Origin of the sequence: Enterobacter sp. SGAir0187 (assembly GCF_002952735.2) — a bacterium.
GTDB lineage: Bacteria > Pseudomonadota > Gammaproteobacteria > Enterobacterales > Enterobacteriaceae > Enterobacter > Enterobacter quasiroggenkampii.
In genome coordinates, this window is sequence record NZ_CP025034.2 from 787,926 (window position 1) to 813,258 (window position 25,333).

General features: G+C 53.0%; 30 protein-coding genes. 17 read left to right on the forward strand and 13 right to left on the reverse strand.

Translation table 11 applies throughout. The features are described 5' to 3' along the window. Positions 1–153 precede the first annotated feature (153 nt). The 9 genes from mdtH (at position 154) to CWR52_RS03870 (ending at position 6,830) form a co-directional block, all read left to right on the forward strand. A complete protein-coding gene (gene mdtH / locus CWR52_RS03830; protein ID WP_063621367.1) occupies positions 154–1,362 on the forward strand; it encodes a multidrug efflux MFS transporter MdtH in 1,209 nt (402 codons plus the stop codon). Between the two features lie 123 nt (positions 1,363–1,485). After that, a complete protein-coding gene (locus tag CWR52_RS03835; RefSeq protein WP_045910186.1) occupies positions 1,486–2,046 on the forward strand; it encodes a lipoprotein in 561 nt (186 codons plus the stop codon). A gap of 126 nt (positions 2,047–2,172) precedes the next feature. Beyond that, positions 2,173–3,219, forward strand: coding sequence for a dihydroorotase (pyrC, locus tag CWR52_RS03840; protein WP_104948879.1), 1,047 nt, complete (start codon positions 2,173–2,175; stop codon positions 3,217–3,219). Between the two features lie 74 nt (positions 3,220–3,293). Next, positions 3,294–3,539, forward strand: a complete 246-nt coding sequence (gene dinI / locus CWR52_RS03845) for a DNA damage-inducible protein I (RefSeq protein WP_104948880.1) — start codon at positions 3,294–3,296, stop codon at positions 3,537–3,539. Positions 3,540–3,811: 272 nt separating this feature from the next. Beyond that, the gene (gene bssS, locus CWR52_RS03850; protein WP_003858012.1) at positions 3,812–4,066 is read left to right on the forward strand and encodes a biofilm formation regulator BssS; all 255 of its coding nucleotides are present in this window, start codon (positions 3,812–3,814) and stop codon (positions 4,064–4,066) included. A gap of 116 nt (positions 4,067–4,182) precedes the next feature. Beyond that, entirely contained in the window at positions 4,183–5,301 is a 1,119-nt protein-coding gene (gene solA, locus CWR52_RS03855) for an N-methyl-L-tryptophan oxidase (RefSeq protein ID WP_104948881.1), read from the forward strand. Between the two features lie 60 nt (positions 5,302–5,361). Next, a complete protein-coding gene (locus tag CWR52_RS03860; RefSeq protein WP_032645429.1) occupies positions 5,362–5,475 on the forward strand; it encodes a DUF2770 family protein in 114 nt (37 codons plus the stop codon). A gap of 208 nt (positions 5,476–5,683) precedes the next feature. Beyond that, entirely contained in the window at positions 5,684–6,250 is a 567-nt protein-coding gene (locus CWR52_RS03865) for a cytochrome b (protein WP_104950887.1), read from the forward strand. Between the two features lies 1 nt (position 6,251). Next, positions 6,252–6,830, forward strand: a complete 579-nt coding sequence (locus CWR52_RS03870; protein ID WP_045401851.1) for a YceI family protein — start codon at positions 6,252–6,254, stop codon at positions 6,828–6,830. Between the two features lie 41 nt (positions 6,831–6,871). Here the strand turns inward: CWR52_RS03870 and CWR52_RS03875 are convergent, their stop codons facing one another. Beyond that, positions 6,872–7,921, reverse strand: a complete 1,050-nt coding sequence (locus CWR52_RS03875) for a rhodanese-related sulfurtransferase (protein ID WP_008500831.1) — start codon at positions 7,919–7,921, stop codon at positions 6,872–6,874. A 221-nt stretch (positions 7,922–8,142) separates the two neighbouring features. Between CWR52_RS03875 and CWR52_RS03880 the strand changes: the two genes are divergently transcribed. From CWR52_RS03880 to CWR52_RS03890, 3 genes are all read left to right on the forward strand, one after another. Further along, entirely contained in the window at positions 8,143–9,069 is a 927-nt protein-coding gene (locus tag CWR52_RS03880; RefSeq protein WP_104948882.1) for a Kdo(2)-lipid IV(A) acyltransferase, read from the forward strand. A gap of 143 nt (positions 9,070–9,212) precedes the next feature. Continuing rightward, positions 9,213–10,430 carry a multidrug efflux MFS transporter MdtG gene (mdtG, locus tag CWR52_RS03885; protein WP_104948883.1) on the forward strand — a complete coding sequence of 406 codons (1,218 nt, stop codon included), beginning with the start codon at positions 9,213–9,215 and terminating at the stop codon, positions 10,428–10,430. Positions 10,431–10,526: 96 nt separating this feature from the next. Then, positions 10,527–10,901: a MysB family protein gene (locus tag CWR52_RS03890; RefSeq protein WP_008500834.1), complete on the forward strand. Its 375-nt coding sequence runs from the start codon at positions 10,527–10,529 to the stop codon at positions 10,899–10,901. 6 nt (positions 10,902–10,907) lie between these two features. On the opposite strand, the gene CWR52_RS03895 is transcribed toward CWR52_RS03890, so the two are convergent. The 3 genes from CWR52_RS03895 to mdoG all read right to left on the reverse strand — a co-directional run bounded on the left by CWR52_RS03895 (position 10,908) and on the right by mdoG (position 15,294). Continuing rightward, positions 10,908–11,135: a YceK/YidQ family lipoprotein gene (locus CWR52_RS03895; protein ID WP_104948884.1), complete on the reverse strand. Its 228-nt coding sequence runs from the start codon at positions 11,133–11,135 to the stop codon at positions 10,908–10,910. Between the two features lie 84 nt (positions 11,136–11,219). Further along, complete coding sequence (gene mdoH, locus CWR52_RS03900; protein ID WP_045908288.1) at positions 11,220–13,748, reverse strand: glucans biosynthesis glucosyltransferase MdoH; 2,529 nt, start codon at positions 13,746–13,748, stop codon at positions 11,220–11,222. After that, positions 13,741–15,294 carry a glucans biosynthesis protein MdoG gene (mdoG, locus tag CWR52_RS03905; protein ID WP_021240787.1) on the reverse strand — a complete coding sequence of 518 codons (1,554 nt, stop codon included), beginning with the start codon at positions 15,292–15,294 and terminating at the stop codon, positions 13,741–13,743. The genes mdoH and mdoG overlap by 8 nt, the downstream gene beginning before the upstream one ends. Positions 15,295–15,548: 254 nt before the next feature. On the opposite strand from mdoG, the gene mdoC reads away from it, so the two are divergent. Next, on the forward strand, positions 15,549–16,688 hold the full coding sequence (gene mdoC, locus CWR52_RS03915) for a glucans biosynthesis protein MdoC (RefSeq protein ID WP_104948885.1): 1,140 nt from the start codon (positions 15,549–15,551) through the stop codon (positions 16,686–16,688). A 34-nt stretch (positions 16,689–16,722) separates the two neighbouring features. Here the strand turns inward: mdoC and ymdB are convergent, their stop codons facing one another. From ymdB to csgB, 5 genes are all read right to left on the reverse strand, one after another. Then, a complete protein-coding gene (ymdB, locus tag CWR52_RS03920) occupies positions 16,723–17,265 on the reverse strand; it encodes an O-acetyl-ADP-ribose deacetylase (RefSeq protein ID WP_104948886.1) in 543 nt (180 codons plus the stop codon). 105 nt (positions 17,266–17,370) lie between these two features. Beyond that, positions 17,371–17,691 (reverse strand): type 1 fimbrial protein, encoded by a 321-nt coding sequence (locus CWR52_RS03925; protein ID WP_104948887.1) that lies wholly within the window; start codon positions 17,689–17,691, stop codon positions 17,371–17,373. 160 nt (positions 17,692–17,851) lie between these two features. Beyond that, positions 17,852–18,184, reverse strand: a complete 333-nt coding sequence (gene csgC, locus CWR52_RS03930; protein WP_104948888.1) for a curli assembly chaperone CsgC — start codon at positions 18,182–18,184, stop codon at positions 17,852–17,854. Positions 18,185–18,245: 61 nt separating this feature from the next. After that, positions 18,246–18,698 carry a curli major subunit CsgA gene (csgA, locus tag CWR52_RS03935; protein ID WP_063621360.1) on the reverse strand — a complete coding sequence of 151 codons (453 nt, stop codon included), beginning with the start codon at positions 18,696–18,698 and terminating at the stop codon, positions 18,246–18,248. A gap of 41 nt (positions 18,699–18,739) precedes the next feature. Next, positions 18,740–19,195, reverse strand: a complete 456-nt coding sequence (gene csgB, locus CWR52_RS03940) for a curli minor subunit CsgB (RefSeq protein ID WP_048027369.1) — start codon at positions 19,193–19,195, stop codon at positions 18,740–18,742. A gap of 764 nt (positions 19,196–19,959) precedes the next feature. Here csgB and csgD point away from each other — a divergent pair. Genes csgD through csgG form a run of 4 tightly spaced genes read left to right on the forward strand, consistent with a single transcriptional unit; the run spans position 19,960 to position 22,301 of the window. Continuing rightward, positions 19,960–20,610 carry a biofilm master transcriptional regulator CsgD gene (csgD, locus tag CWR52_RS03945; protein ID WP_021240790.1) on the forward strand — a complete coding sequence of 217 codons (651 nt, stop codon included), beginning with the start codon at positions 19,960–19,962 and terminating at the stop codon, positions 20,608–20,610. A gap of 4 nt (positions 20,611–20,614) precedes the next feature. Next, positions 20,615–21,004: a curli production assembly/transport protein CsgE gene (csgE, locus tag CWR52_RS03950; RefSeq protein WP_008500845.1), complete on the forward strand. Its 390-nt coding sequence runs from the start codon at positions 20,615–20,617 to the stop codon at positions 21,002–21,004. Positions 21,005–21,027: 23 nt separating this feature from the next. Next, the gene (gene csgF, locus CWR52_RS03955) at positions 21,028–21,441 is read left to right on the forward strand and encodes a curli production assembly/transport protein CsgF (RefSeq protein WP_023311106.1); all 414 of its coding nucleotides are present in this window, start codon (positions 21,028–21,030) and stop codon (positions 21,439–21,441) included. 26 nt (positions 21,442–21,467) lie between these two features. Further along, positions 21,468–22,301: a curli production assembly/transport protein CsgG gene (csgG, locus tag CWR52_RS03960; RefSeq protein ID WP_021240792.1), complete on the forward strand. Its 834-nt coding sequence runs from the start codon at positions 21,468–21,470 to the stop codon at positions 22,299–22,301. 43 nt (positions 22,302–22,344) lie between these two features. Here the strand turns inward: csgG and CWR52_RS03965 are convergent, their stop codons facing one another. The 4 genes from CWR52_RS03965 to ghrA form a co-directional block, all read right to left on the reverse strand. Further along, on the reverse strand, positions 22,345–22,827 hold the full coding sequence (locus CWR52_RS03965; protein ID WP_213014346.1) for a DUF1097 domain-containing protein: 483 nt from the start codon (positions 22,825–22,827) through the stop codon (positions 22,345–22,347). A 96-nt stretch (positions 22,828–22,923) separates the two neighbouring features. Then, the gene (locus CWR52_RS03970) at positions 22,924–23,478 is read right to left on the reverse strand and encodes a TorD/DmsD family molecular chaperone (protein ID WP_023618606.1); all 555 of its coding nucleotides are present in this window, start codon (positions 23,476–23,478) and stop codon (positions 22,924–22,926) included. 21 nt (positions 23,479–23,499) lie between these two features. Beyond that, a complete protein-coding gene (locus tag CWR52_RS03975; protein ID WP_104948890.1) occupies positions 23,500–24,237 on the reverse strand; it encodes a phosphatase in 738 nt (245 codons plus the stop codon). Positions 24,238–24,321: 84 nt separating this feature from the next. Further along, positions 24,322–25,260, reverse strand: a complete 939-nt coding sequence (gene ghrA / locus CWR52_RS03980) for a glyoxylate/hydroxypyruvate reductase GhrA (RefSeq protein WP_104948891.1) — start codon at positions 25,258–25,260, stop codon at positions 24,322–24,324. Positions 25,261–25,333 lie beyond the last annotated feature (73 nt).

Consider the following 25,333-nt stretch of genomic DNA (forward strand, 5'->3'; position numbering starts at 1 on the left):
ACCATTTTCACCTCTTTTCACATTTTTCGATGAGAACTCTCTATCAAAGCACCCTTTTGATAAAAAAATATTGTCGCGTTCAGGGGTGGGAAAAAACGCGGCGACACCGCAGAATGTTAGCGTGCTCACCATCTTATTTTCCCCGGAGGGAAAATGTCCCGCGTATCACAGGCCAGGAGCCTGGGTAAATATTTCCTGCTCGTCGATAACATGCTGGTCGTGCTCGGCTTTTTTGTCGTTTTTCCGCTTATTTCGATCCGCTTTGTCGATCAGATGGGCTGGGCGGCATTAATGGTCGGCATTGCCCTGGGGCTACGCCAGTTTGTCCAGCAGGGCCTGGGCGTCTTTGGCGGGGCCATCGCCGACCGCTTTGGTGCTAAACCGATGATCGTAACCGGTATGCTGCTGCGCGCGGCAGGGTTTGCCACGATGGCGGTCGCTCAGGAGCCGTGGCTGCTCTGGTTCTCCTGTTTCCTCTCCGGTATCGGGGGCACGCTGTTCGATCCGCCCCGCACCGCGCTGGTGGTAAAGCTGATTCGCCCGCAGCACCGCGGCCGCTTCTTCTCGATTCTCATGATGCAGGACAGTGCCGGGGCGGTTGTCGGCGCCCTGCTGGGAAGCTGGCTGCTGCAGTATGACTTCCGCCTGGTCTGCGCGGCTGGCGCGGTACTCTTTATTCTGTGCGCGCTGTTTAATGGCCTGTTTCTGCCGGCGTGGAAACTGTCGACGGTGAAAGCGCCGGTCCGGGAAGGGCTTGGTCGCGTCCTGCATGACAAGCGCTTTGTCACCTATGTGTTGACCCTGACGGGATATTACATGCTGGCCGTGCAGGTCATGCTGATGCTGCCGATCATGGTTAACGACATTGCAGGTACCCCCGCGGCGGTGAAATGGATGTACGCCATCGAAGCCTGCCTGTCGTTAACGCTGCTCTATCCGATTGCCCGCTGGAGCGAGCGACGTTTTCGTCTGGAACATCGTCTGATGGCCGGACTGTTCCTGATGACGCTGAGCATGATGCCGATCGGCCTGGTGAACACGCTCCAGCAGCTGTTTACGCTGATTTGCACATTCTATATTGGCTCAATCATCGCCGAGCCTGCCCGCGAAACGCTGAGCGCCTCGCTTGCGGATGCGCGTGCGCGCGGCAGCTATATGGGGTTCAGCCGCCTGGGGCTGGCGCTTGGCGGGGCATTAGGTTACGCCGGGGGCGGCTGGTTGTTTGATGCCGGCAAAGCGTTAAATCAACCTGAACTCCCGTGGATGATGCTTGGCGCGGTGGGGTTTATGACGCTCCTTGCCCTGTGGTGGCAGTTCAGTCAGAAACGCAGCGCGAGCGGCATGCTCGAGCCGGGTGCATAACTTTTCCCTCGGGCGGGCGCCTCTCCCGCCCCACTTCTCAGTTTTTTCTGCTGGTTTCTACCCATTCACGCTGACATACTGGCGTAACAGGACAGAAGCGCCGATTTTTCGTTGAGGAACACTATGAAGAAAATTGTCTTAGCCGCGGCATTGGTTGTCAGCGGTCTGCTGGTTGGCTGTAACCAGCTCACACAATATACCGTCAGTGAACAGGAAATTAATCAGGCGCTGGAAAAACATAACAATTTCTCGAAAGACATTGGCGTACCAGGTCTTGCCGATGCGCATATTGTGCTCACAAACCTCACCAGCCAAATCGGACGTGAAGAGCCAAACAAAGTCACCCTGGCCGGTGATGCGGACCTCGATATGTCCTCCCTCTTTGGTAACCAGAAAGCCAACATCAAGCTCAAGCTGAAGGCTCTCCCTGTTTTCAACAAAGAGAAAGGGGCAATTTTCCTGCAGGAGATGGAGGTCGTCGATGCGCAGGTGTCTCCGGATAAAATGGCGCCGGTTCTGCAAACCCTGATGCCCTATCTGAATCAGTCGCTGCGGAATTACTTTAACCAGCAGCCCGCGTACGTCTTAAGTGAGGACAAAAGTAAGGGTGAAGCCCTGGCGAAAAAATACGCAAAAGGCATAGAGGTTAAGCCGGGTGAAATTATCATTCCTTTCACCGATTAACCTGAAGGGCGCTGCGGCGCCCTTTTTTTTACGGAAAAGTGTGCAAACGAAAACGTTTCCGCTTATGATTTGTGTCCGGCAAAAACAGCCATCCTAATGACTGATTCCTGACAAGCCGGAGCTTCCATGACTGCACAACCCCAGGTTCTTAAAATCCGCCGCCCTGACGACTGGCATATTCATCTGCGTGATGGTGATATGCTGAAAACCGTCGTGCCTTATACCAGCGAAATTTATGGCCGCGCGATTGTCATGCCTAACCTGGTGCCGCCAGTCACCACCGTCGATGCCGCGATAGCCTATCGTCAGCGCATCCTCGATGCCGTTCCTGCGGGACACGATTTTACCCCGTTGATGACCTGCTACCTGACCGATTCACTGGATCCTAACGAAGTGGAGCGCGGTTTTAACGAAGGCGTGTTTACGGCAGCGAAACTCTACCCGGCGAATGCCACTACCAACTCCAGCCACGGCGTCACCAGCATTGATGCCATCATGCCGGTTCTGGAACGCATGCAGAAACTGGGTATGCCGCTGCTGGTTCACGGTGAAGTGACGCATGCTGACATTGACATCTTCGACCGTGAAGCCCGTTTTATCGAGACCGTGATGGAGCCTCTGCGCCAGCGCCTGCCCGCGCTGAAGGTGGTCTTTGAGCATATCACCACCAAAGACGCGGCAGAGTACGTGCGTGACGGCAACGATCTCATCGCCGCCACCATTACGCCACAGCACCTGATGTTTAACCGTAACCACATGCTGGTGGGCGGGGTGCGCCCTCACCTCTACTGTCTGCCTATCCTCAAGCGCAACATCCACCAGCAGGCGCTGCGTGAGCTGGTCGCCAGCGGGTTCTCCCGCGCGTTCCTTGGTACCGACTCCGCACCTCACGCCCGCCATCGTAAAGAGGCAAGCTGCGGCTGTGCAGGCTGCTTCAACGCCCCAACGGCGCTTACCAGCTACGCAACCGTATTTGAAGAGATGAACGCGCTGGAACATTTCGAAGCATTCTGCTCTCTTAACGGCCCGCGCTTCTACGGCCTGCCGGTCAATGACACCTTCATCGAACTGGAGCGTAAAGCGAGCCACGTTGAGGAGTCCATTGCCCTGACGGATGACACGCTGATCCCATTCCTGGCGGGTGAAACCGTAAGCTGGACGGTAAAACGTTAAAAAATCAATGCCCCTTGTTGTCAAACTGATAATATACCTGTATAAATGAACAGTATATTACACAGGGGGCATTTATGCGTATTGAAATCACCATAGCCAAAACTACCGTTCTGCCTGCCGGCGCGCTTGATGCCCTGGCAGGCGAATTATCCCGTCGTATTAACAATACCTTTCCTGACAACGCAGGTGCCGTCACGGTGCGTTACGCCGCGGCAAACAACCTTTCCGTTATTGGTGCCGCAAAAGAAGATAAAGATCGCATCAGCGAAATCCTGCAGGAAACATGGGAAAGCGCTGACGACTGGTTCATCACGGATTAACACTGCTCCCTCATTGTGTTTTTTGCCGGGTCGCCCCGGCTTTTTTTTGCCTAAAATCCCGTAAGTTCAAATTAATTCGGCATCTTCTTTAAAAATCGTGAACGAGATGGTGTTTTATTGTTCGAACAATCCTAAAAAGCAGAAAAATGTGTTGCCACCTGTTTATTTTTCCCTTCGGAACCCTTATTACTTGGTATACTGAAGTTGCTTTCAGAAAAACATGCATTGAACCTCAAAGCCGTTGTCTTCTAACACGCATTAAGGGGGTTATAATGGAAAAGAATAGTGAAGTCATCCAGACCCACCCACTCGTTGGCTGGGATATCAGTACCGTAGATAGCTACGATGCGCTGATGCTGCGTTTGCACTACCAGACCCCAAATCAACTTAACCGTGACGAAGCGGAAGTTGGACAGACGCTGTGGTTAACAACAGACGTCGCCCGTCAGTTTATTTCTATTTTAGAGGCAGGTATTGCAAAAATAGAATCTGGCGACTATCAGGAAAATGAGTATAAACGGCACTAAGCTTATGCCCACTTTTCACTCAACAGGCACCCTCGCGGTGCCTTATTTATTTCTCCCTTGTCTAACCCCGCGTTGTTAATTACTCTGCTAACAAAACATCAGTTTACGAGATGCATATGAGATACGACTTAATCATTATTGGCAGCGGATCCGTGGGTTCTGCCGCCGGTTATTACGCGACGCAGGCGGGCCTCAAGGTCCTGATGATCGATAGCCATCTTCCGCCTCATGCGGAGGGCAGCCATCATGGCGATACCCGCCTCATCCGCCATGCCTATGGCGAAGGCGAGCGCTATGTTCCGCTGGTGCTTCGCGCCCAGACGCTGTGGGACGAACTGGCGAAACAGACTGAAGACCGCATTTTCGAACGTACCGGCGTTATCAACCTGGGCCCGGCCCATTCTGAATTTCTCGCCGGCGTCGAACGCAGCGCGAAAGCGTTTAATCTGGACGTTGAGAAGCTGGACGCGACGGGCATTAGCGCACGCTGGCCCGAAATTACCGTCCCGGACGATTATATTGGCCTCTTTGAAGCCCACTCTGGTGTGCTGCATTGTGAAACGGCGATCAAGACCTGGATCGAGCTTGCCGAGAAGGCAGGCTGCGCGCAGCTGTTCAACTGTCCGGTGGATGCCATCACCCATGACGATAATGGCGTCACGGTAACGACCCTTGACGGTGAATATTCCGCGGATCGCCTGCTGGTCAGCGCGGGAACCTGGGTTACCCGCCTGCTGCCCGATCTGCCGATCCAGCCGGTGCGCAAGGTCTTCTCCTGGTTCCAGTCGGATGGTCGTTACAGCGTCCAGAATAAATTCCCGGCCTTCACCGGCGAATTACCCAACGGCGACCAGTTCTACGGCTTCCCGTCAGAAAAAGACGCGCTGAAAATCGGTAAACACAACGGGGGCCAGGCTATCACCTCCCCTGAAGAGCGTAAGCCTTTCGGCGCCTTTCCTCAGGATGGTTCGGAAGCCTTCTCGTTCCTGCGCACTATTCTTCCGGGCGTCGGCGGCTTGCTGTATGGCGCGGCCTGTACCTACGACAACACGCCGGATGAAGACTTTATCATTGATACGCTGCCTGGGCATGACAACACGCTGCTCATCACCGGCCTGAGCGGCCACGGCTTTAAGTTTGCTTCCGTGCTGGGTGAAATCGCCGCGCAGTTTGCCCAGGGTATTGCACCGCAGTTTGATCTGACGCCCTTCTCCCTCTCGCGTTTTAACGGATAATTCGCCACGGGCACCGGACGTCCCGGGGCCCGTTTCATTCACACTGCATTACGGGGCGTTATGCGCAGGATCGTTAGCTTTCTGATGAATAATATTCGCGAGCATTTTATGCTCTATCTCTTATTGTGGGCGCTGTTGGCCATTATTGATTTTGTTTACATTGTATTTTACTGAAAAGCCTTACTGACAATAATTGACGTTAATTTATCTTTATTGAAACTCACCATTTCGCTTGCACGAAGAGATTGAATTAGCGCCAGCGATCCTTTTCAAAATTGCTGAAATAAATAAAATAAAAATCAATAGACAATTATTTCAGTTGCAATATCCCGCCTTCCCGTTCATTTTTACTTTCCGGTTAATTTGAAAAATGGACATTCTGATGCAATTGCGTAACTCCTCCCGGCGCTACGGAATAATATCCATAGGTTTGCACTGGATATTTGCTCTTGCCGTCTACGGTATGTTTGGACTTGGGCTCTGGATGGTCACACTCAGCTATTACGATGGCTGGTATCACCAGGCGCCGGAGTTGCATAAAAGCATTGGTGTCCTGCTGATGCTGGGGCTGGTTTTCCGCGTGATCTGGCGACATATTTCTCCGCCGCCCGCTGCGCCAAAGACCCACAGTAAATTTACCCGCCTCAGTGCCGTCGCCGCGCATATTGCCCTCTATGCACTGCTGTTTGGCATCCTGATTAGCGGCTATCTCATTTCGACGGCTGACGGTAAGCCGATTAACGTCTTCGGCCTGTTCGACGTTCCGGCAACACTGAGCGATGCCGGGGCGCAGGCCGACACGGCGGGGGTCATTCACCTCTGGCTTGCCTGGAGCGTGGTGATCCTGTCCGTACTTCACGGGCTTGCCGCCCTCAAACACCATTTTATTGATAAAGACGATACGCTAAAGCGCATGCTTGGCCGCTCGTCAGTTGACTCTGGAGCATAAAATGAAAAAACACCTGCTGGGTATCGCCCTGGGCTCTCTGTTATTCACCGCCGGTTCCGCCGTGGCGGCGGATTATAAAATTGATAAAGAGGGCCAGCACGCTTTCGTCAATTTCCGTATTCAGCACCTGGGATATAGCTGGCTGTACGGCACCTTTAAGGATTTTGACGGCACGTTCACCTTTGACGAAAAAAATCCCGCGGCCGATAAAGTCAATGTGACGATTAATACGAACAGCGTCGACACAAACCACGCAGAGCGCGATAAACACCTGCGCAGTGGGGAGTTCCTCAACGTCGCGAAATTCCCGCAGGCGACTTTCACTTCAACTGAGGTGAAGAAAGACGGCGATAAGCTGAATATTACCGGCAACCTGACGCTTAACGGCGTAACCAAACCGGTCACGCTTGATGCGAAATTACTGGGTCAGGGTGATGACCCGTGGGGAGGTAAACGCGCAGGTTTTGAAGCGGCAGGGAAAATTCACCTGAAAGATTTTAATATCACAACGGATTTAGGCCCGGCGTCTCAGGACGTGGAGCTGATTATTTCCGTTGAAGGTGTACAGCAGAAATCGTAATAACGTCGCCCGGCAGGCTTTCACCGTGCCGGGCGTTATTATCATTCCGGGTCAGGGATACCCAGTTTGGTATTCAGACGACCGCGTGATTTATTGAAAATCTTGTTGCCGTTTTCACGTCCTGCGCGACGGCGACGCTGCTCTTCTTCCGGCAGGATGCTCTCTTCGCTGCACAGCTCGCTACAACAGCCGTTAAACTTCTCGGCACAGGCCGGGCACTGAATGAACAGCAGATGGCAACCGTCATTTTTGCAGTTGGTGTGGGTATCGCACGGCGCGCCGCACTGGTGGCACTGGGCAATGACGTCGTCCGAAATACGTTCACCCATACGCTCGTCAAAGACAAAGTTTTTCCCGATAAAGCGTACCGGCAGCCCCTGCTCACGGGCGCGACGAGCGTACTCGATAATGCCGCCTTCAATGTGCCAGACCTTATTAAAGCCGTTGTGCTTCATCCACGCGCTGGCTTTCTCACAGCGGATACCGCCGGTGCAGTACATAACGATCTTTTTATCTTTATGCTCCTGCATCATCTCAACCGCTTTCGGCAACTGCTCGCGGAAGGTATCGGCCGGGATTTCCATCGCGTTCTCGAAATGCCCCACCTCATACTCATAGTGGTTACGCATATCAATAAACACGGCATCCGGATCGTCCAGCATCGCATTCACTTCCGCCGCCTTCAGGTATTCACCGACGTCCGCCGGGTTAAACTCAGGATCGTCGATACCGTCCGCCACGATGCGTTCACGCACCTTCATGCGCAGCACCCAGAAGGATTTCCCGTCATCATCCAGGGCAATGTTCAGGCGTAAGCCGTTAAGGGCCGGGTCAAACTGATAAAGTACGTCACGGAAGGCGCTGACTTTGCTTTCCGGTACGCTAATCTGCGCGTTAATACCTTCACGGGCAAGGTAGACGCGGCCGAAGACGTTCAGCGCCGTGAACGCCTGATAAAGCGCATCGCGGGTTGCCTGCGGATCGTCGATCGTGAAGTATTTGTAGAAAGAGATGGTGGTGCGCGGCTCGGTTTCAGCCAGCATACGCGCTTTTAACATCTCATTCGACACGCGGTTGTGTAACACTGGCATGGTGTACAGTCCTGGAATCGTTAGAGAGAATGAAAATTCGGTCGGCATCATATAGCAAACAAAACCAATTTACATCCACACAATTTACGCTACATTTCACACACCCTGATTAATCAGGCTTAACAATTGCTGTATTCGTGCACGCTTCGAAAGCAGATATTTTGGCTACGCCTCAAAAAATGAGACACTAGCGAAACAGGACGTTTGAACACAGGAAAGACATGACCCAGTTACCAACATTTACTGCCGCCCTTTTGCATCCCCGCTATTGGTTGACCTGGCTTGGCATCGGCTTTTTATGGCTTCTGGTACAGCTTCCCTACCCTGTTATTTTTCGGTTGGGTAAATTTCTGGGCCGTTTCGCACAACTGTTTATGAAGCGTCGCGCCAGAATCGCGTACCGCAACCTTGAGCTGTGTTTTCCGCAGATGAGCGAATCAGAGCGTCACGACATGGTCGCGAAGAATTTCGAATCCGTTGGGATGGGGCTTATGGAAACCGGCATGGCGTGGTTCTGGCCGGACAAACGCATGGCTCGCTGGAGTGAGGTGACGGGAACCGGCATGGATCCGGTGCATACGCTTCAGGCCAACCAGACGGGCGTTCTGCTGATCGGCGTCCATTTTCTGACGCTGGAAATCGGGGCGCGTATGTTCGGCATGCAGGCGCCCGGCATTGGCGTTTATCGCCCTAACGATAACCCGGTCATCGATTTAATCCAGACCAACGGCCGCATGCGCTCTAACAAAAGCATGATCGACCGTAAAGATCTGAAGGGAATGATCCGCGCGCTGAAATCCGGTGAAGTGGTCTGGTATGCCCCCGACCACGACTATGGCCCGCAGGCCAGCGTTTTTGTCCCCTTCTTCGCCGTTGAAGAGGCCGCGACAACCACTGGTACCTGGATGCTGGCGCGGATGTCCAAAGCCGCCATCGTGCCTTTTGTTCCCCGCCGTAAGCCGGACGGTTCGGGCTACGAGCTGATGATGCTGGAGCCGGAACTCGCGCCGCCGCTTGACGATGCAGAAACCACCGCACGCTGGATGAACAGCATTGTGGAGAAGTGCATCATGCTCGCCCCGGAGCAGTATATGTGGCTGCACCGTCGCTTTAAAACCCGGCCAAAAGGCACGCCGTCCCGCTATTGATTTTCAACGTGCGGCCCTCAGGGCCGCATGCTGTTTTAGCTTTAAAAGCTCCCCCTCATTGCGGCAATCATAACCCAGGCGCATAATTAGCAGGCTTATTACTTCATGCTTCAGGTGCTCAGCACCTCATTATGCGGATTGTTATGTCACCCTCAGCTCCCCCCATAAACTGGAAACGTAACCTCACGGTTGCGTGGCTTGGCTGTTTTCTCACCGGTGCAGCGTTTAGCCTGGTCATGCCTTTCCTGCCGCTTTACGTCGAACAGCTGGGCGTGACGGGCCACAGCGCGCTCAATATGTGGTCCGGCCTGGTATTCAGCATCACGTTCCTGTTTTCCGCGATGGCCTCGCCCTTCTGGGGTGGTCTTGCCGACCGCAAGGGGCGAAAAATCATGCTGCTCCGCTCGGCGCTGGGGATGGCCATCATCATGGCGCTGATGGGCGTGGCGCAAAACGTCTGGCAGTTCCTGATTTTGCGCGCGTTGCTGGGCTTGCTGGGAGGCTTTATTCCCAATGCCAACGCCCTGATTGCCACACAAATTCCTCGCCATAAGAGCGGCTGGGCGCTGGGCACGCTCTCAACCGGCGGCGTGAGCGGTGCCCTGCTGGGGCCACTGGCCGGCGGACTCCTGGCCGACAGCTATGGCCTGCGCCCGGTGTTCTTCATCACCGCCAGCGTGCTGTTCCTGTGCTTTATCGTTACCCTGCTCTGTATTCGGGAAAACTTCACGCCCATTGCGAAGAAAGAGATGCTCCACGCCAGGGAGGTGCTGACCTCGCTCAAAAATCCCAGACTGGTGCTGAGTCTGTTCGTGACGACCCTGATTATTCAGGTCGCAACCGGATCGATTGCTCCTATCCTCACGCTTTACGTTCGCGATCTGGCGGGCAACGTCAGCAATATTGCATTTATTAGCGGACTGATCGCATCCGTGCCCGGCGTGGCGGCATTGCTCAGCGCCCCGAGGCTGGGGAAACTGGGAGACCGCGTCGGCCCGGAAAAAATTCTGATCTGTGCGCTGGTGATCTCCGTCCTGCTGCTGATCCCCATGTCGATGGTGCACTCGCCCTGGCAGCTTGGTGTTCTGCGCTTTTTACTGGGCGCGGCCGACGGCGCGTTACTGCCCGCCGTTCAGACCCTGCTGGTCTACAACTCCACAAACCAGATTGCCGGGCGTATTTTCAGCTATAACCAGTCGTTTCGCGACATCGGTAACGTCACCGGGCCGCTCCTCGGGGCTGGCATTTCCGCCAGCTTTGGTTTTCGCGCCGTCTTTATCGTGACGGCAGGCGTAGTGCTGTTTAATGCGATCTATTCGTGGTTTAGTTTATCCCGCGCGTTACGGCCGGTGGCGGAATAAGACAAACGCCTGAAGCTTATTTTCGCATTCATACTTGCAGAATCAGATATTCAGCTATTCTTTCCCTGAAACCTTCTGGAAAACAGGGAGACACCAATGACCATGTACGCCACGCTGGAAGAAGCTATTGATGCCGCTCGTGAAGAGTTCCTCGCCGACAACCCCGGCGTTGAAGAAGAAGATGCTGACGTGCAACAACTTAATATCCAAAAATACGTTCTGCAGGATGGGGATATTATGTGGCAGGCCGAATTCTTTGCCGATGAAGGTGAAGAAGGGGAATGCCTGCCGGTCCTGAGCGGAGAAGGTGCGCAGGCCGTCTTTGACGGTGACTACGATGAAATCGAGCTGCGGCAGGAATGGCTGGAAGAGAACACCCTGCACGAGTGGGATGAAGGCGAATTTCAGCTCGAGCCACCGCTCGATACGGAAGAAGGTCAAACCGCAGCCGATGAGTGGGACGAGCGTTAATTTACGCTACTCGTAAGGGCCGTGGCTGGCATCGATCGGCAGCAGCAGCGTGTCGAAAATCAGCGAGAATGGCAGGTCCAGCACGGTGAGGTAGCGCCATGCGGAGTCACGTAGATCCCATTTCACGCCCGGGTAATACTGATTCCCGTGGCCTTGCCCTGGAATGGTGCGGCTGATGATGCTGCCGCAGCCGCTGAGCAGGCATGCCATCAGAACGGCGATGATTATTCTCATGAGTAACCTTTAAAAAAATACCGGCGATTAAGCCGGTATTTTATTTGGCGGGTGGCGCTTCGCGCGCCCGCCCTACTTAACCACTTACTTAGCCTTCAACGCCAGCGGATTCAGCTTCAGTTCTTTATAGTAGTTTACCCACGAAGAGTATCTCTCCGGAGCGGACCACACGCGGTAGTGAAGACGCGCCATCGTGACCGGGTCGCTCAACAGGACCAGACGACGGTCACGGTTGAGTTTTTCCGGGGTCTCGTTCAGCGCCTGCTCAACGTGACGATCGCGGGCAATCTCCAGCACCTGGCTGGCACGGTGGCGCGCGGTGGCCATCGCCGTTGCCAGGGCGTTGAATGACGGGTTAAACACGGCGTGCATAAAGCCGTCATCCAGCGTGCGATTGCGGTTCTGCTCGAGATAACGATCGGTGTCCACCAGCACCTGCGGCGGGGAATACTCTTCCGGGATCAGGAACAGCTTCCAGCGTTTGGTCCGCAGCCCCACCGTCGAACGGCTGGAGATCACGGAGACAAACGGCGACAGGATCAGCGAGAAGACAATCGGCGCCAGCCAGAACAGGAAGCGCAGATCCAGCCATGCCATCCCGGCCGCCCACACCAGACCCAGCAGCAGCTGAGAACCGTGGCGCATAAAGGCTTCGCTCCACGGCGTGGAGTCGTCATCACGCTGCGGTGAGTTCCAGACCACTTCCCAACCCAGGAACGCACTGACCACGAACACAGTGTGGAACAGCATACGCACAGGTGCCAGCAGCACGGAGAACAGCACTTCCAGCAGCAGTGAAAGGGTCACGCGGAAGAAACCGCCGTACTCTTTCGAGCCTTTGCACCAGATCAGGATGATGCTGAGCAGCTTAGGCAGGAACAGCAGCACCATGGTGGAGGCAAACAGCGCAATCGCCAGTTCTGGACGCCACTGCGGCCACACCGGGAACAGCTGCCGTGGTTGCAGGAAGTATTGCGGCTCCGTCAGGGCATGGACAACCTGCAGCGCAGTGGAGAGCGCAAGGAACATAAACCACAGCGGTGCGGAGAGATAAGACATCACGCCCGTCAGGAACACTGCACGGTGAACCGGGTGCATCCCTTTCACCAGGAACAGGCGGAAGTTCATCAGGTTACCGTGACACCAGCGGCGGTCACGCTTGAGTTCGTCCAGCAGGTTCGGCGGCAGCTCCTCGTACGATCCCGGCAGGTCGTAGGCAATCCAGACGCCCCAGCCAGCACGACGCATCAGCGCCGCTTCCACGAAGTCATGCGACAGAATAGAACCGGCAAACGAACCCTCGCCCGGCAGCGGCGCCAGCGCACAGTGTTCAATGAACGGCTTCACGCGGATAATGGCGTTGTGACCCCAGTAGTGCGATTCACCCAGTTGCCAGAAGTGCAGACCCGCCGTAAACAGCGGCCCGTAAACACGGGTGGCGAACTGCTGGCAGCGCGCATAGAGCGTGTCCATACCGGAGGCTTTTGGCGAAGACTGAATGATACCCGCGTTCGGGTTGGCTTCCATCAGACGCACCAAACCGCTCAGGCAGTCACCGCTCATGACGGAGTCCGCATCCAGCACGACCATATAGCTGTACTGATTACCCCAGCGACGGCAGAAGTCATCGATGTTACCGCTTTTACGCTTCACACGACGGCGGCGGCGACGGTAGAAGATCTGCCCTTCGCCCTGCACTTCCGCAATCAGCTCCATCCACGCTTTTTGTTCCGCCACGCAGATATCCGGGTTGTAACTGTCGCTCAGGATGTAGACGTCGAAATGCTCCGCGTTGCCGGTCGCCTTTACGGACTCCCAGGTGGCACGCAGGCCCGCAAACACGCGGTCAACGTCTTCGTTACAGATAGGCATAATCAGCGCGGTACGGTGCTCAGGATTGAGGGGTTCATCCCCGACCGTTGACGCCGAAATGCTGTATTTGTCACGCCCCATCAGCAGCTGCAGGAAGCCCATCAGCGCGGTCCAGAAACCGGCCGAGACCCAGCAGAAGAGAACCGCGAACAGCAGAAGGATGCCGCTCTGCAGGATGTACGGCAGCAGCTGCATGAAGGAGACCCAGAGATCCTGGCCCATCATGTCCGTCGGGTTGATAAACGCCCAGCCCTGATAAGGCAGGATGGTTTTCATATACCAGGTCGCGACGACCGTCTGCGCCAGCGTCAGCAGCAGCAGGATGTAGCGACGGATGGTCCCCACGGTACGCCATTTCTGTTCGGAAGCCTGCTCTTCTTTCGTCAGGCGTGACAGATAGCGGGGCGTCACATCACGCCCGCGCAGGCGATCCCAGAAGCGGCCCACCGGGTTGGTGCGCCATGGATCGGGAAACATTGAGGAACGCGTGGCCTTCGGCATCGCCTGAAGCTGATCGCGTCCTTCGTCGTCTTTAATCAACTGCCCTTCTGCCAGCGAGTCCGGCCAGGCCTGCTCCAGACGTGCCTTTACTGACCCCAGCGGCGTATCATCATCACGGGAAAACTGACGATGTTCACCATCCAGCGCGGTGTGAACCGCGCGGATGTCGCTCTTAGGCAGTGCCGCTTTTTCGATATCCGTCAGCGGCATGGCATCAATATATTCAGATGTATTATTCATTGGCAGGTAGCTGATAGCTCCAGGTTTCACTCAGTGGCTGATCGTTACTGACCAGCGCTGCACGCATTTCAGTGGTCTGTTTCGGATCTTTCACTTTCACGCGCAGGGTCAGACGCCAGCCTTTGGTTACCGGGTTGTAACGCACGGTATTCTCAACGATTTCACCGTTATCACCGATGCTGGCCTGAGCGGCAACGGCAGTGTCCGGTGACAGTTTTTTCATATCCTGGCCTGTGAAGTCCACGACAAAGGCCACGGTACCGTCAGGCTGACGGATAAGATTAGACTGCTTCACATCACCCGTTGAGCGGCGAGTCTGCATCACATACGCGTTATCCGGCGCATGCAGCTTATCTTCGTCGCGGCTGAAGGTAATGGTGTACTTGAAGTTCATCTCTTTACCGGCTTCCGGCAGTTGATCCGGTGTCCAGTAAGCGACGATGTTATCGTTGGTTTCGTCGTTGGTTGGAATTTCTACCAGCTCGACCTTACCTTTACCCCAATCACCGTTTGGCGTGACCCAGGCACTTGGGCGCTGGTCATAGCGGTCGTCCAGATCTTCAAAGCGGGAGAACTGACGACCACGCTGCAGCAGGCCAAAACCTTGTGGGTTTTCCATTGCGAAGCTGCTCACCGCCAGATGTTTCGGGTTGTTCAGCGGACGCCAGATCCACTCGCCGTTACCGGCGTGAATAGACAGACCGTTGGAGTCATGCAGTTCCGGGCGGAAGTTGGTGGCCGGTGACGGCTGGTTCGGCCCAAACAGGAACATGCTGGTCAATGGCGCAACGCCCAGTTTGCCCACTTTATCACGCAGGTAAACCTTAGACTGCACGTCAACCACCGTGTCACGACCCGGCATGATCACAAAGCGATAGGCACCGGTCGCACGCGGAGAATCCAGCAGCGCATAAATGGTCAGACGTTTGTCCGTTGGTTTTGGACGTTCAATCCAGAACTCACGGAAACGTGGGAATTCTTCACCTGATGGCAGCGCGGTATCAATAGCCAGTCCACGCGCAGAAAGCCCGTATACCTGCCCCGCGCCAATCACGCGGAAATAGCTGGCACCAAGCATGCTGACGATTTCGTCGTTTTTATCTTTGCTGTTGATCGGGTAAAGCACCTTGAAGCCTGCGAAGCCCAGGTCTTTCACCGTATCTTTGTCGTGTTGCACATTGCCAAAATTGAAGTAATCCGGGCTGTACTTAATCTTACGAACCGCTGTCGCCGTCACTTCATTGATGGCAACAGGCGTGTCGAAATACATACCCTGATGATAAAACTCAAGCTTGAACGGGGTCTTGATGTTGCTCCAGTAGGCTTTGTCGTGATTGAACTGGATCTGCTGATAGTCCGCGTATTTCATATCGCGGAAAACGGAGGGCAAGTTACTTTTCGGCGCTTCGTAGCTCTTGCCCGCCATCGATTTTGCCTGTTTTGCGACATCGTCGATGTTAAAGGCCAGTGCCGATGAGGTATACAGTGATAACACCACTGCAGCACCTAACCAACGCATTTTCATCATCTGTGGTTTATGTTTCATAATAAGTAAGCACTTCCCCCTTTGTGTGCTTATATCGATCCGATCCATTTTAATGGAAACTCAGGCAATCCGACAACATTATCACTGCTTTGTTCAGCTGCTGGCTCATGGATTAAGCAAATGAAAGAACCCATTATTCACTTTGCGTGCTTATCCTGGAGACAGGGTGTCGGTCTTGGTGTAGGGTTGCTTTCGAATGTAACCATTATGAGTCTTAGGGATAAGACGAAAAGTCTGAGAATGCACAACGTTATATGAGCACAACACCAACAGAACGTGAATATTTCCTCGACTCGATCCGGGCATGGCTGATGCTATTGGGGATCCCTTTTCACATATCACTGATTTACTCCAGCCACACCTGGCATGTGAATAGCCAGATGCCCTCCTGGTGGCTGACGCTGTTTAATGATTTTATTCACGCCTTCCGTATGCAGGTGTTTTTTGTCATCTCCGGCTATTTCTCTTACATGCTGTTTCTGCGATACCCGCTTAAACGCTGGTGGAAGGTGCGCGTCGAGCGCGTGGGGATCCCCATGCTGACCTCGATTCCGCTGCTGACGCTGCCTCAGTTCATCATGTTGCAGTACGTTAAAGGCAAGGCGGAGCACTGGCCGAATCTCTCGCTGTATGAAAAGTACAACACGCTGGTCTGGGAACTGGTGTCTCACCTGTGGTTCCTGCTGGTCCTGGTGGTGCTCACCACGGTGAGTCTGTTCATTTTTAGCCGCCTGCGCCACCACCTGAGTTCGACAGCAGACGCCTTTTTCGCCAACGTTACGATGGGCAAACTGTCGGTGCTCTTCTTGCTGCTGGGGATCGCTTATGCCGCCGTGCGACGGACCCTGCTTATCGTCTATTCGCCGATTTTAAGCGACGGGCTCTTTAATTTCGTGGTGATGCAGTCGCTGTTCTACATCCCGTTCTTTTTAATCGGCGCGCTGGCGTTTATTTATCCGAAGCTGAAAGCACTGTTTACCACTCCGTCACCGTGGTGCGCGATAGGTGCGGCCTTCGCGTTCGCAGCCTATCTGCTGAATCAGCGCTACGGCAGCGGCGACGCCTGGATGTACGAAACGGAAAGCGTGATCACCATGCTGCTGGGTTTGTGGATGGTGAACGTGGTATTCGCGCTCGGCCACCGCCTGCTGAACTTTAAGTCCAGCCGCGTGACCTACTTCGTCAATGCTTCGCTGTTTATTTATCTGGTGCATCACCCGTTAACGCTTTTCTTCGGGGCTTATATCACCCCGCATATCGCCTCCAACACGCTGGGGTTCTTTACCGGTCTGGTGTTTGTCGTGGGGATTGCGATCGTGCTCTATGAAATCCATCTGCGGATCCCGCTCCTGCGTTTCCTCTTTTCAGGAAAACCACAGGTAAAAGCCTCATAAATAACCGCGGCGCACTGAGTGCGCCGCGCTTTCTTCAGGTGTCCAGTTCCTGCCCGCGCTGGGTCAGCAACCGTTGATAAAGGTGGGTAGTTTCTTCGTCGAAACAGACAAAGATAACCTTCTCAGGCATCGGTTTTAACGACAGGTAGCGGTAAACGGTTTCGACGGCAATCGTCGCGGCAGCCGCCTTAGGATAGCCATACACACCGGTACTGATGGCCGGAAACGCCATTGTTTTATAGCCGTTGTCGGCAGCCAGCCGCAGACAGTTCCGGTAAGCCTCTTCCAGAATACTCGCTTCGTGCTGGTCCCCGCCATGCCAGACGGGCCCTACGGCGTGAATTACCGCTCTGGCAGGCAGATTGCCCGCAAGCGTAATGACCGCATGGCCGGGAGGACATTCGCCCTGCTGTTGCCGAACGGTTTTGCAGGCTTCCAGCAGCTGCGGTCCGGCAGCCCGGTGGATAGCCCCGTCCACACCGCCTCCCCCCATCAGGGAGGGATTGGCCGCATTGACGATGACGTCGACATGCATGGTCGTAATATCGCCATGAATAACTTCAATTTGCGGTTTCATAAAGCCCCTCTGCAACCCGCCTTTTTCTTAAGTGTATCGCAGGGCTGCCCGGGAGAAAAAACTATCAGAAAAAATCCTCTTCCGCACAAAGCGGAAGAGAGAGCGTTATCGATACTGTATTTCGACAACCGCGAGCGTTTTTTCAGGGTTGAGGTATTTCATGCGCAGCGATGCCAGGTTCGAATCGGACACGTGGCCATTAAGCGCCTCTTCATAGCTGACCATGCGCGTTTGCATACGATTATTATCCGGGCAGGACAAGGCAAACTGTCTCTGCTGCGGCGAAACTTCACAGGGGTCGGCAACAATGGCACCGCGAAAATGAATGACGCCACCGTTCACAATGGTTGCGGAATAAACCGGGAGGCTAAAAACAGACACGATCAGGCCCAGCCCCGTCAAGAGTCGAGCGAAAGAGTGGTTCATTATAGGTACTCCTCAATGAAAATCGTCCTTGAGGGGTAAACGCACTTCATTATGACAAACGAAGTCTCACGTTAAGGAACATAATGACCTGGTCCCTGATATCAGCATAGCTCAACGGTGCAGACCCGCCACATTCGCAAATCATTGATTCCATGAATGTTTAGATCGAACTTCCCGCTGGCGACCACTGTTGTGATAAATGAAGCGATTTTCCATCTGAGACGGTGACCACGATTTTTACCGTGTCTCCTGCGTTAATATTTAAACTCAGGCGCATTAAATCAATCGTCTGATTAGCGGGTATAAAAAGGGTATTTTGCTGTCGGGACGAACTTTGTCCCCCCTGCCCTTCCCGAACGGAAACAATCTGAACCTGACAATCACACGGCTGCGCCAGAGTGACCTGCGGAATAATAGTGGTCATATTTTCCTGCTGCGACGTTTTGAAGGTTATCTGGCTGGAAAGCGCGGCGAGAAGAATTAAGGTATTCATGATGAACTCCCGAAAAAAAACAGGGCATCAGCCCTGTTTTTTTGTAGCACAGATTTCAGTATCAGTACTGATGAGCTGTCGCGTGGTTACCGAAGCCGATCTGGGTAACGTTGACAGTAGAGTTAGAAGCAGTCTGGTCTACGAGGGCACCGTTAAAGCCGCCGGACTGGCTAACGTTCATAACAGATTTTTTACTGTTCCACTGATCAAGTGTTGCACTGTTGCCAAATCCTTTCTGGCTCAGGTTGATTTTACTGTCATCAGAACCCTGACCAACGTCAGCGCCGTTACCGCCACCTTTCTGGGTAATATTCAGCACAGAATTTCTGGCGTCTGTCTGCAGAGCAACCGCGGAGTTACCGCCACCGTCCTGATAAATATTCAGGGTTGAATTTGGGCCACTGTATCCGCCATGACCATGTCCATGACCCCAGCCGCCCTGATTAATAGAACCCGCCATAGCACTACCAGAAACTACGATTGCTGCAAGCGCTGCCACTTTGAGAAATTTCATGGTAAACCCCCATCGGATTGATTAAAGTCGTCGCGAATGCGCTAATGTTGAATAACGTTAATCGCCATTTGCGACTGTTTCTGCACTACAACTGCGGTTTTCTGCGTACCGTACTGCGTAATATTTGCTCTATTACCCGACCCTTTCTGGATAATTTTCGCGCTATTACCGTATCCATCTTGCGTAATACCTGCATCATTCGCGTTACCGCTCTGATCGATCCAGGCAATATTGTAACCCCCTGATTGATCAACTCTCGCTCTGTTACCTGCCCCATCCTGGGAAACAATGGACAAGAGTTTTGAACCCTCCTGGCGAACCTGAGCGTCATTGAAAACACCCTGTTGACCAATAATGGCTGCCTGATTGAGTGATGAAAGACTTAATTCGTTAACCGCAAAGTTATATTCAGGATTGGCTAAATCTGAATTCGCTGCGGTTACAAATCCAGGCGCACCCAGTAATGTAAACACCATAAATAACGATGTGTATTTCATGTTGTCACCCTGGACCTGGTTATTGAATCACGCCATAACCGTATAACCGTGTAACTTGTAAAAACGATTCGTATTGTGTTAACGCGTCGTTACGGTGAAGAGTATGTCCGCTGAAACATTTTAAATATCTCACCCGCGCGGCTTATTTTTATTTTTCAGATCACCACAAAGTCGTAATTTACATCAAAAAACACTTTATTCAGGCCAGCTTATATTTTTTATTACATGTGTTTTGCGAAAGGGTTGTACAGCGAGGCGAAGGCTGTCCACAGGTCTTCCCGGGGTGTTTAAACGTAACGGCTGAAGAACATTTTTTCTCAGTGCGTGACACAACCCCTCTTTTCTTAAGCCAGACCACGGCTCATTCCTGGACTTAGAAAAAACCTGTAACTCATACTTAATTATCGTTTCATAAAAATTATAAATAATCTTATAAATTAAGCAGTTATAAATATTTGTATGATTTTTAAAATCTGTGCATATCAATTAATATGTACAACTTTCTCATCATTTCTCGCCATTCATCACAAGCCAATTTCACAAATTAATATTTATTTTTACATTCAGTTACATGTTTAACACTTGCTTTAAACTTCGTAAAAGCTAGATTGAAATTAGATGTACGAAATTGGTTTTATATTTACCTCCCTGTGGAGGTTATGGTCTGATTCTACACACAGCAGTGCAACATCTGTCAGTACTTCTGGTGTCCTCTAATAAACAGGAGGGCAGCTGCCAGGTGCCAAAAAAAGTGGGGTTTCATCATGTATAATGAAGTCCATAGTTTACATGGTCATACATTACTGTTGATCACAAAACCTTCTTTGCAAGCGACAGCGTTATTACAACATTTAAAGCAATCTTTATCACTGAACGGGAAATTGCATAATATTCAACGTTCTTTTGATGATATTGCCCCTGGCAGCATCATTCTGTTCGATATGATGGAAGCTGATAAGAAGCTTATCCATTACTGGCAGGATATTTTAAGCAGGAAAAACAATAATATCCGCGTGCTATTGTTGAATACACCTGACGAATATCCCTTCAGAGATATTGAAAGCTGGCCGCATATCAATGGCGTGTTCTACGTCACGGAAGAAGAAGACCGGGTGGTTGAGGGCCTGCAAGGTATATTGCGCGGCGAGTGTTATTTTTCGCAAAAGCTTGCAAGCTATCTCATTACACACTCAGGAAATTATCGCTATAACAGCTCAGAGTCAGCACTGCTCACGCACCGTGAGAAAGAGATCCTGAATAAGTTACGCATTGGTGCTTCAAATATTGAAATCGCCCGTTCGTTATTTATCAGCGAAAATACGGTAAAGACGCACCTTTATAATCTTTTCAAGAAGATAGCTGTAAAAAACCGAACTCAGGCGGTTTCGTGGGCTAACGATAACCTCAGGCGTTAATCACATGAAACGCACGTTGAGTTGGATCGCCGCAGCGAGTTTCCTGCTCGCTGCAGGGAATCTGAAGGCCGTCGAGGTCGAAGTTCCCGGATTGTTAACAGACCACACTGTCTCATCGGTCGGGCACAGTTTTTACCGGGCCTTCAGTGACAAATGGGACAGTACTTATACCGGAAATATAACAATCAACGAGCGGCCCAGTGCACGATGGGGAAGTTGGATAACAATAACGGCCAATCAGTACGTTATTTATCAAACGTTTTTATTCCCCACAAAAATGGACTTCGATAAAAACGTAGCCTTAGCACTGGCACAATCAGAAGACGCTATTAATCGCCTGCAAATAGATAAAGCCCTATTAAGCACCAGCGATTTAGCAAAAGACGAGTTCTAGCGAACCGATATGCGGAGGCTGTCATGCGTATTGCATATGCAGTTGTTTCGATAATGCTTATAACACCCATAAGCTGGGCCGGAAACATGACGTTTCAGTTCCGGAACCCTAACTTTGGCGGTAACCCTAACAACGGTGCGTTTTTGCTGAATGAGGCTCAGGCGCAAAACTCCTATAAGGATCCAAGCTTAAAGGATTTTAGCATTGATACCCCATCCGCCCTGGACAACTTCACTCAGGCTATCCAGTCGCAGATTTTAGGCGGGCTATTAACCAACATTAATACCGGTAAACCCGGCCGGATGGTGACCAACGATTTTATCGTTGATATCGCCAACACTGATGGACAGCTTCAGCTGAACGTGACCGATCGTAAAACCGGAAGAATATCCACCATTCAGGTTTCCGGTCTTCAAAGTAATTCAACTGACTTTTAAACAATAGCTAAATAAGGACAACGATCATGCAGCGCTTCCTGATATTTGTTGCAGTGTGCTTATTGAGCGGTTGTTTAACTGCTCCACCTAAAGAAGCTGCAAAACCAACATTAATGCCTCGGGCCCAGAGTTATCGTGATTTAACGCATTTACCTGCTCCAACGGGGAAAATATTTGTCTCCGTATACAACATTCAGGATGAAACCGGGCAATTCAAACCTTACCCGGCAAGTAACTTCTCCACGGCCGTGCCGCAAAGCGCCACCGCGATGCTGGTTACCGCACTCAAGGATTCGCACTGGTTTATTCCGCTGGAACGTCAGGGTCTTCAGAACCTGTTGAATGAACGCAAAATCATTCGTGCCGCACAGGAGAATGGTACCGTCGCGGCCAATAACCGCACGCCTCTGGAATCTCTGGCGGCAGCAAACGTGATGATTGAAGGATCGATTATTGGTTACGAAAGTAACGTTAAATCGGGTGGTGCGGGCGCGCGGTACTTCGGTATCGGCGCGGATACCCAATACCAGCTTGACCAGATCGCCGTTAACCTGCGTGTGGTCAACGTCAGTACAGGCGAAGTGCTCTCTTCGGTGAACACCAGCAAAACCATACTGTCCTATGAAGTTCAGGCAGGTGTATTCCGCTTCATCGATTACCAGCGTTTGCTGGAAGGTGAAATTGGTTACACCTCTAACGAGCCGGTCATGATGTGTCTGATGTCAGCCATTGAAACCGGCGTGATCTTCTTAATCAACGACGGTATAGACCGCGGGCTGTGGGATCTGCAAAACAAAGCAGACGTGCAGAACCCGATACTGGTGAAATACCGCGATATGTCAGTCCCTCCGGAATCCTGACAGGAAGCGCATAAAAAAGGCGAGATGATTATCTCGCCTTTTTTTATTCGCTCACCGCCGTGATGTTTTGCGCTTTTTCCCGCCGCGACGCCAGCCATAGGCCGCTGTTTTTCATGGCATAGCCAAACAGCAATCCCAGCGCCAGAGAAGGAACGACCAGCTTCCAGTCACCCTGCCCTGCAAAGGTCGCGCACGCCCCGATAAAGGTTCCCGGAACAAACGAAAGCAGGAGATGCTTAGCCTGGATACACATCAGGAAGGCAACAACGCCCGTCATGATGTACCCCAGCATCTCCAGCTGCGGCGCCAGCGCGCTGCCTTTCATGATCACCAGCGCCCAGATAACGCCGCTCATCAGCGTGCAGCCTGAGATAAAGAGCCCTTTGACGCCCCCCTGCGGACAGGCGAAATAGGCGGTACAGCCGAGGAAACCGGCCCAGCTGAGCAATCCGAGAGACACGGCAACCCATCCCCAAAGTCCGGAGAGAATGCCCGTCGTTATTGCGATACAAAGTAATATGTTCATGGCGCGCATCTTAGCAGAAGCGCACCATAGAAATGCGATCAGAAGCACATTATGTGCAAATTGAAATGCGGCGTTGCAGGATTTATGTGATCCAAATCACTCTTCGTTCTCTTCTTCCAGCTCATCCCACATCGCCGCAATTGCGTCGCGGGTCAGCGGTGCCAGCGTTCTCCAGAATGGCGAGGCGGCGTGGGCTTCTACTTTCCCAAGGAATGTGCCGACCCACGGCAGCAGGTACGTTTCGAACAAGGTTTCGATGGCTTCGTTCTCATCATCCCCGGCGTTGTCTTCGATCCAGGAGGCAGCAAGCAGCAGCGTACCGATATGATCGGCTGGCGTATCGCTTAGCGGCATACCGCGGGTGGAGAGGAAAGCACGGACTTCCGCTTCCGTCGCCCCTTCCTGCCAGGCAGAACGGTATGGCGAAACGCGGCACTCTTCACCGACGAACAGCGCATTGTAATCGGTCGCAATCTGCTGCATGTCGCAGCTTTTTTGCAGACGCGCCAGTAAATCATCCTGTTCCAGCGGCCAGTTCTCCGCCAGTTTACCTTCACGAATTAACGTAAAAAGCGGAACCAACAGCGGGTCTTGCGGCTGGCGATAATAGAGCGTACCCAGCACGCGGCAAAGGATGGAAAACTCGTTCATTTTTATTATTCCATTACACAATTAAAGATCGGCAAATTCGGCAATCGGCTCCATGCCGCGCGATTCGAGGAAATCGAGCATGCGGCGCGGGGTGACGTTCAGGATTTGCGCTTCCGGGAAGTTAACGTCATTCAGCACCTTCAGGCACTCGCTGAAATCGCCCAGCGTGAAGGCTGTATGGGAATCCGAACCCAGCGCCACCATGCCGCCCGCATCGCGGACGGCGGCAGCCACTTCGCGGCAGTTGGCTTCACTGCCCTTACGCGAGTGAACAAAGGAGGAGTTGTTAATCTCCAGCGCCACGCGGTGCTTCGCTGCCGCCTGTGCGACAGCCTGAATATCAATCGGGTACTTCGGGTTGCCGGGATGGCTGATAATGTGCACATTGCCGCTGGCAATGGTGGCAATCATCGCCGCGGTGTTGGTCTCTTTATCCTGAGGTGCAAAAACCGGCTCGTGGAAACCGGCGAGGATAAGGTCCAGAGACGTCAGCATCGGGCCGGTGCAGTCAATCTCACCATCGGTATTTTTGATATTCGCCTCGATGCCGCGCAGTATCGCAATGCCGTCCACCAGACGCGGCCAGATCCGCATATTCACAAAGTGCCAGTAGTGCGGCGCATCCGCCATGTCCGGGCCATGATCGGTGATCGCGAACAGCTTAATCCCCTTAAGCTTCGCCTGGGCGATATAATCATGGAGGTTGCTATACGCGTGGGTACTGGCGACGGTGTGCATATGCAGGTCAACGGGATACATCTCTCTCTCCTCTGCGGTTTTTCCAAAGGATAGCAGTTATCAGCGGCGAATATTAGCAAAAACCCGGCGAACGCCGGGTTTCTCTCAGTAGCCGCGCTGTCTGTCGACCTGGCCGGTGACCGCGTTACCCTTCTCCATTTCGCTGATGGTATGGGATATGTACGCCACCGCTTCTGCCGGACGCGTCACGGCGGCCACGTGCGGGGTCATCGCCACGCGCGGATGTGCCCACAGCGGGCTTTCCACCGGCAGCGGCTCACGGCTATAGACATCCAGCATGGCGCCTTTTAGCTTTCCGCTGTCCAGCGCCTTCAGCAAATCGGACTCGACCAGATGCACCCCGCGCGCCAGGTTCATCAGGTAGCTCTCATCGGCTAACTGGTTGAGCAAGCCTTCATTGATGATACCGACCGTTTCCGCCGTATTGGGCAACAGGTTGATCAGCACGCGCGTGCCGTTCAGAAAGGCCGGAAGCTCATCCGTGCCGGCAAAGCTCTCGACGCCCGGATAATCTTTGCGGCTGCGGCTCCAGCAGCGCAGCGGAAAGCCCCACGGTGCGAGGGCTTCAGCCACCTTTGAGCCCAGCACGCCCGCGCCGAGGATGCCGATGGTAAAGTCTTCACGACGGTAATCCGGCAGCGGCTCCCAGTGGGCCTGCTGTTTAAATGCCTGATAGTCATCAAAGCGGCGGAACCAGTGCAGCACCTGGCTGACGGCATATTCCTGCATTTGCTGGCCCATTCCGGTATCTTCCAGGCGGAACAGGGGAATCGCTTCCGGCAGCATGTCAGGGTGCGCCTTCAGCTTGCTGAGAATGGAATCCACGCCCGCCCCAAGGGCAAAAACGGCCTTTAGCTTGCGACCCTGGAGCATTTCGACCGGAGGATGCCAGACCAGCGCATAGTCAGCATGTTCGTTATCTCCACGCTTCCACTCGCGAACACGTGCTCCGGGTAATGCCGCCGTGAGCGCCTCGATCCAGTAGGCCGTATCAAACGTGGGGTGATAGAAAAGTATATCCATAGTCATTCCTGCCTTTTATTGCGCTGATTTATTTTGTTTTTTAACGAGGTTGTCAGCATAACAAATTTATTGC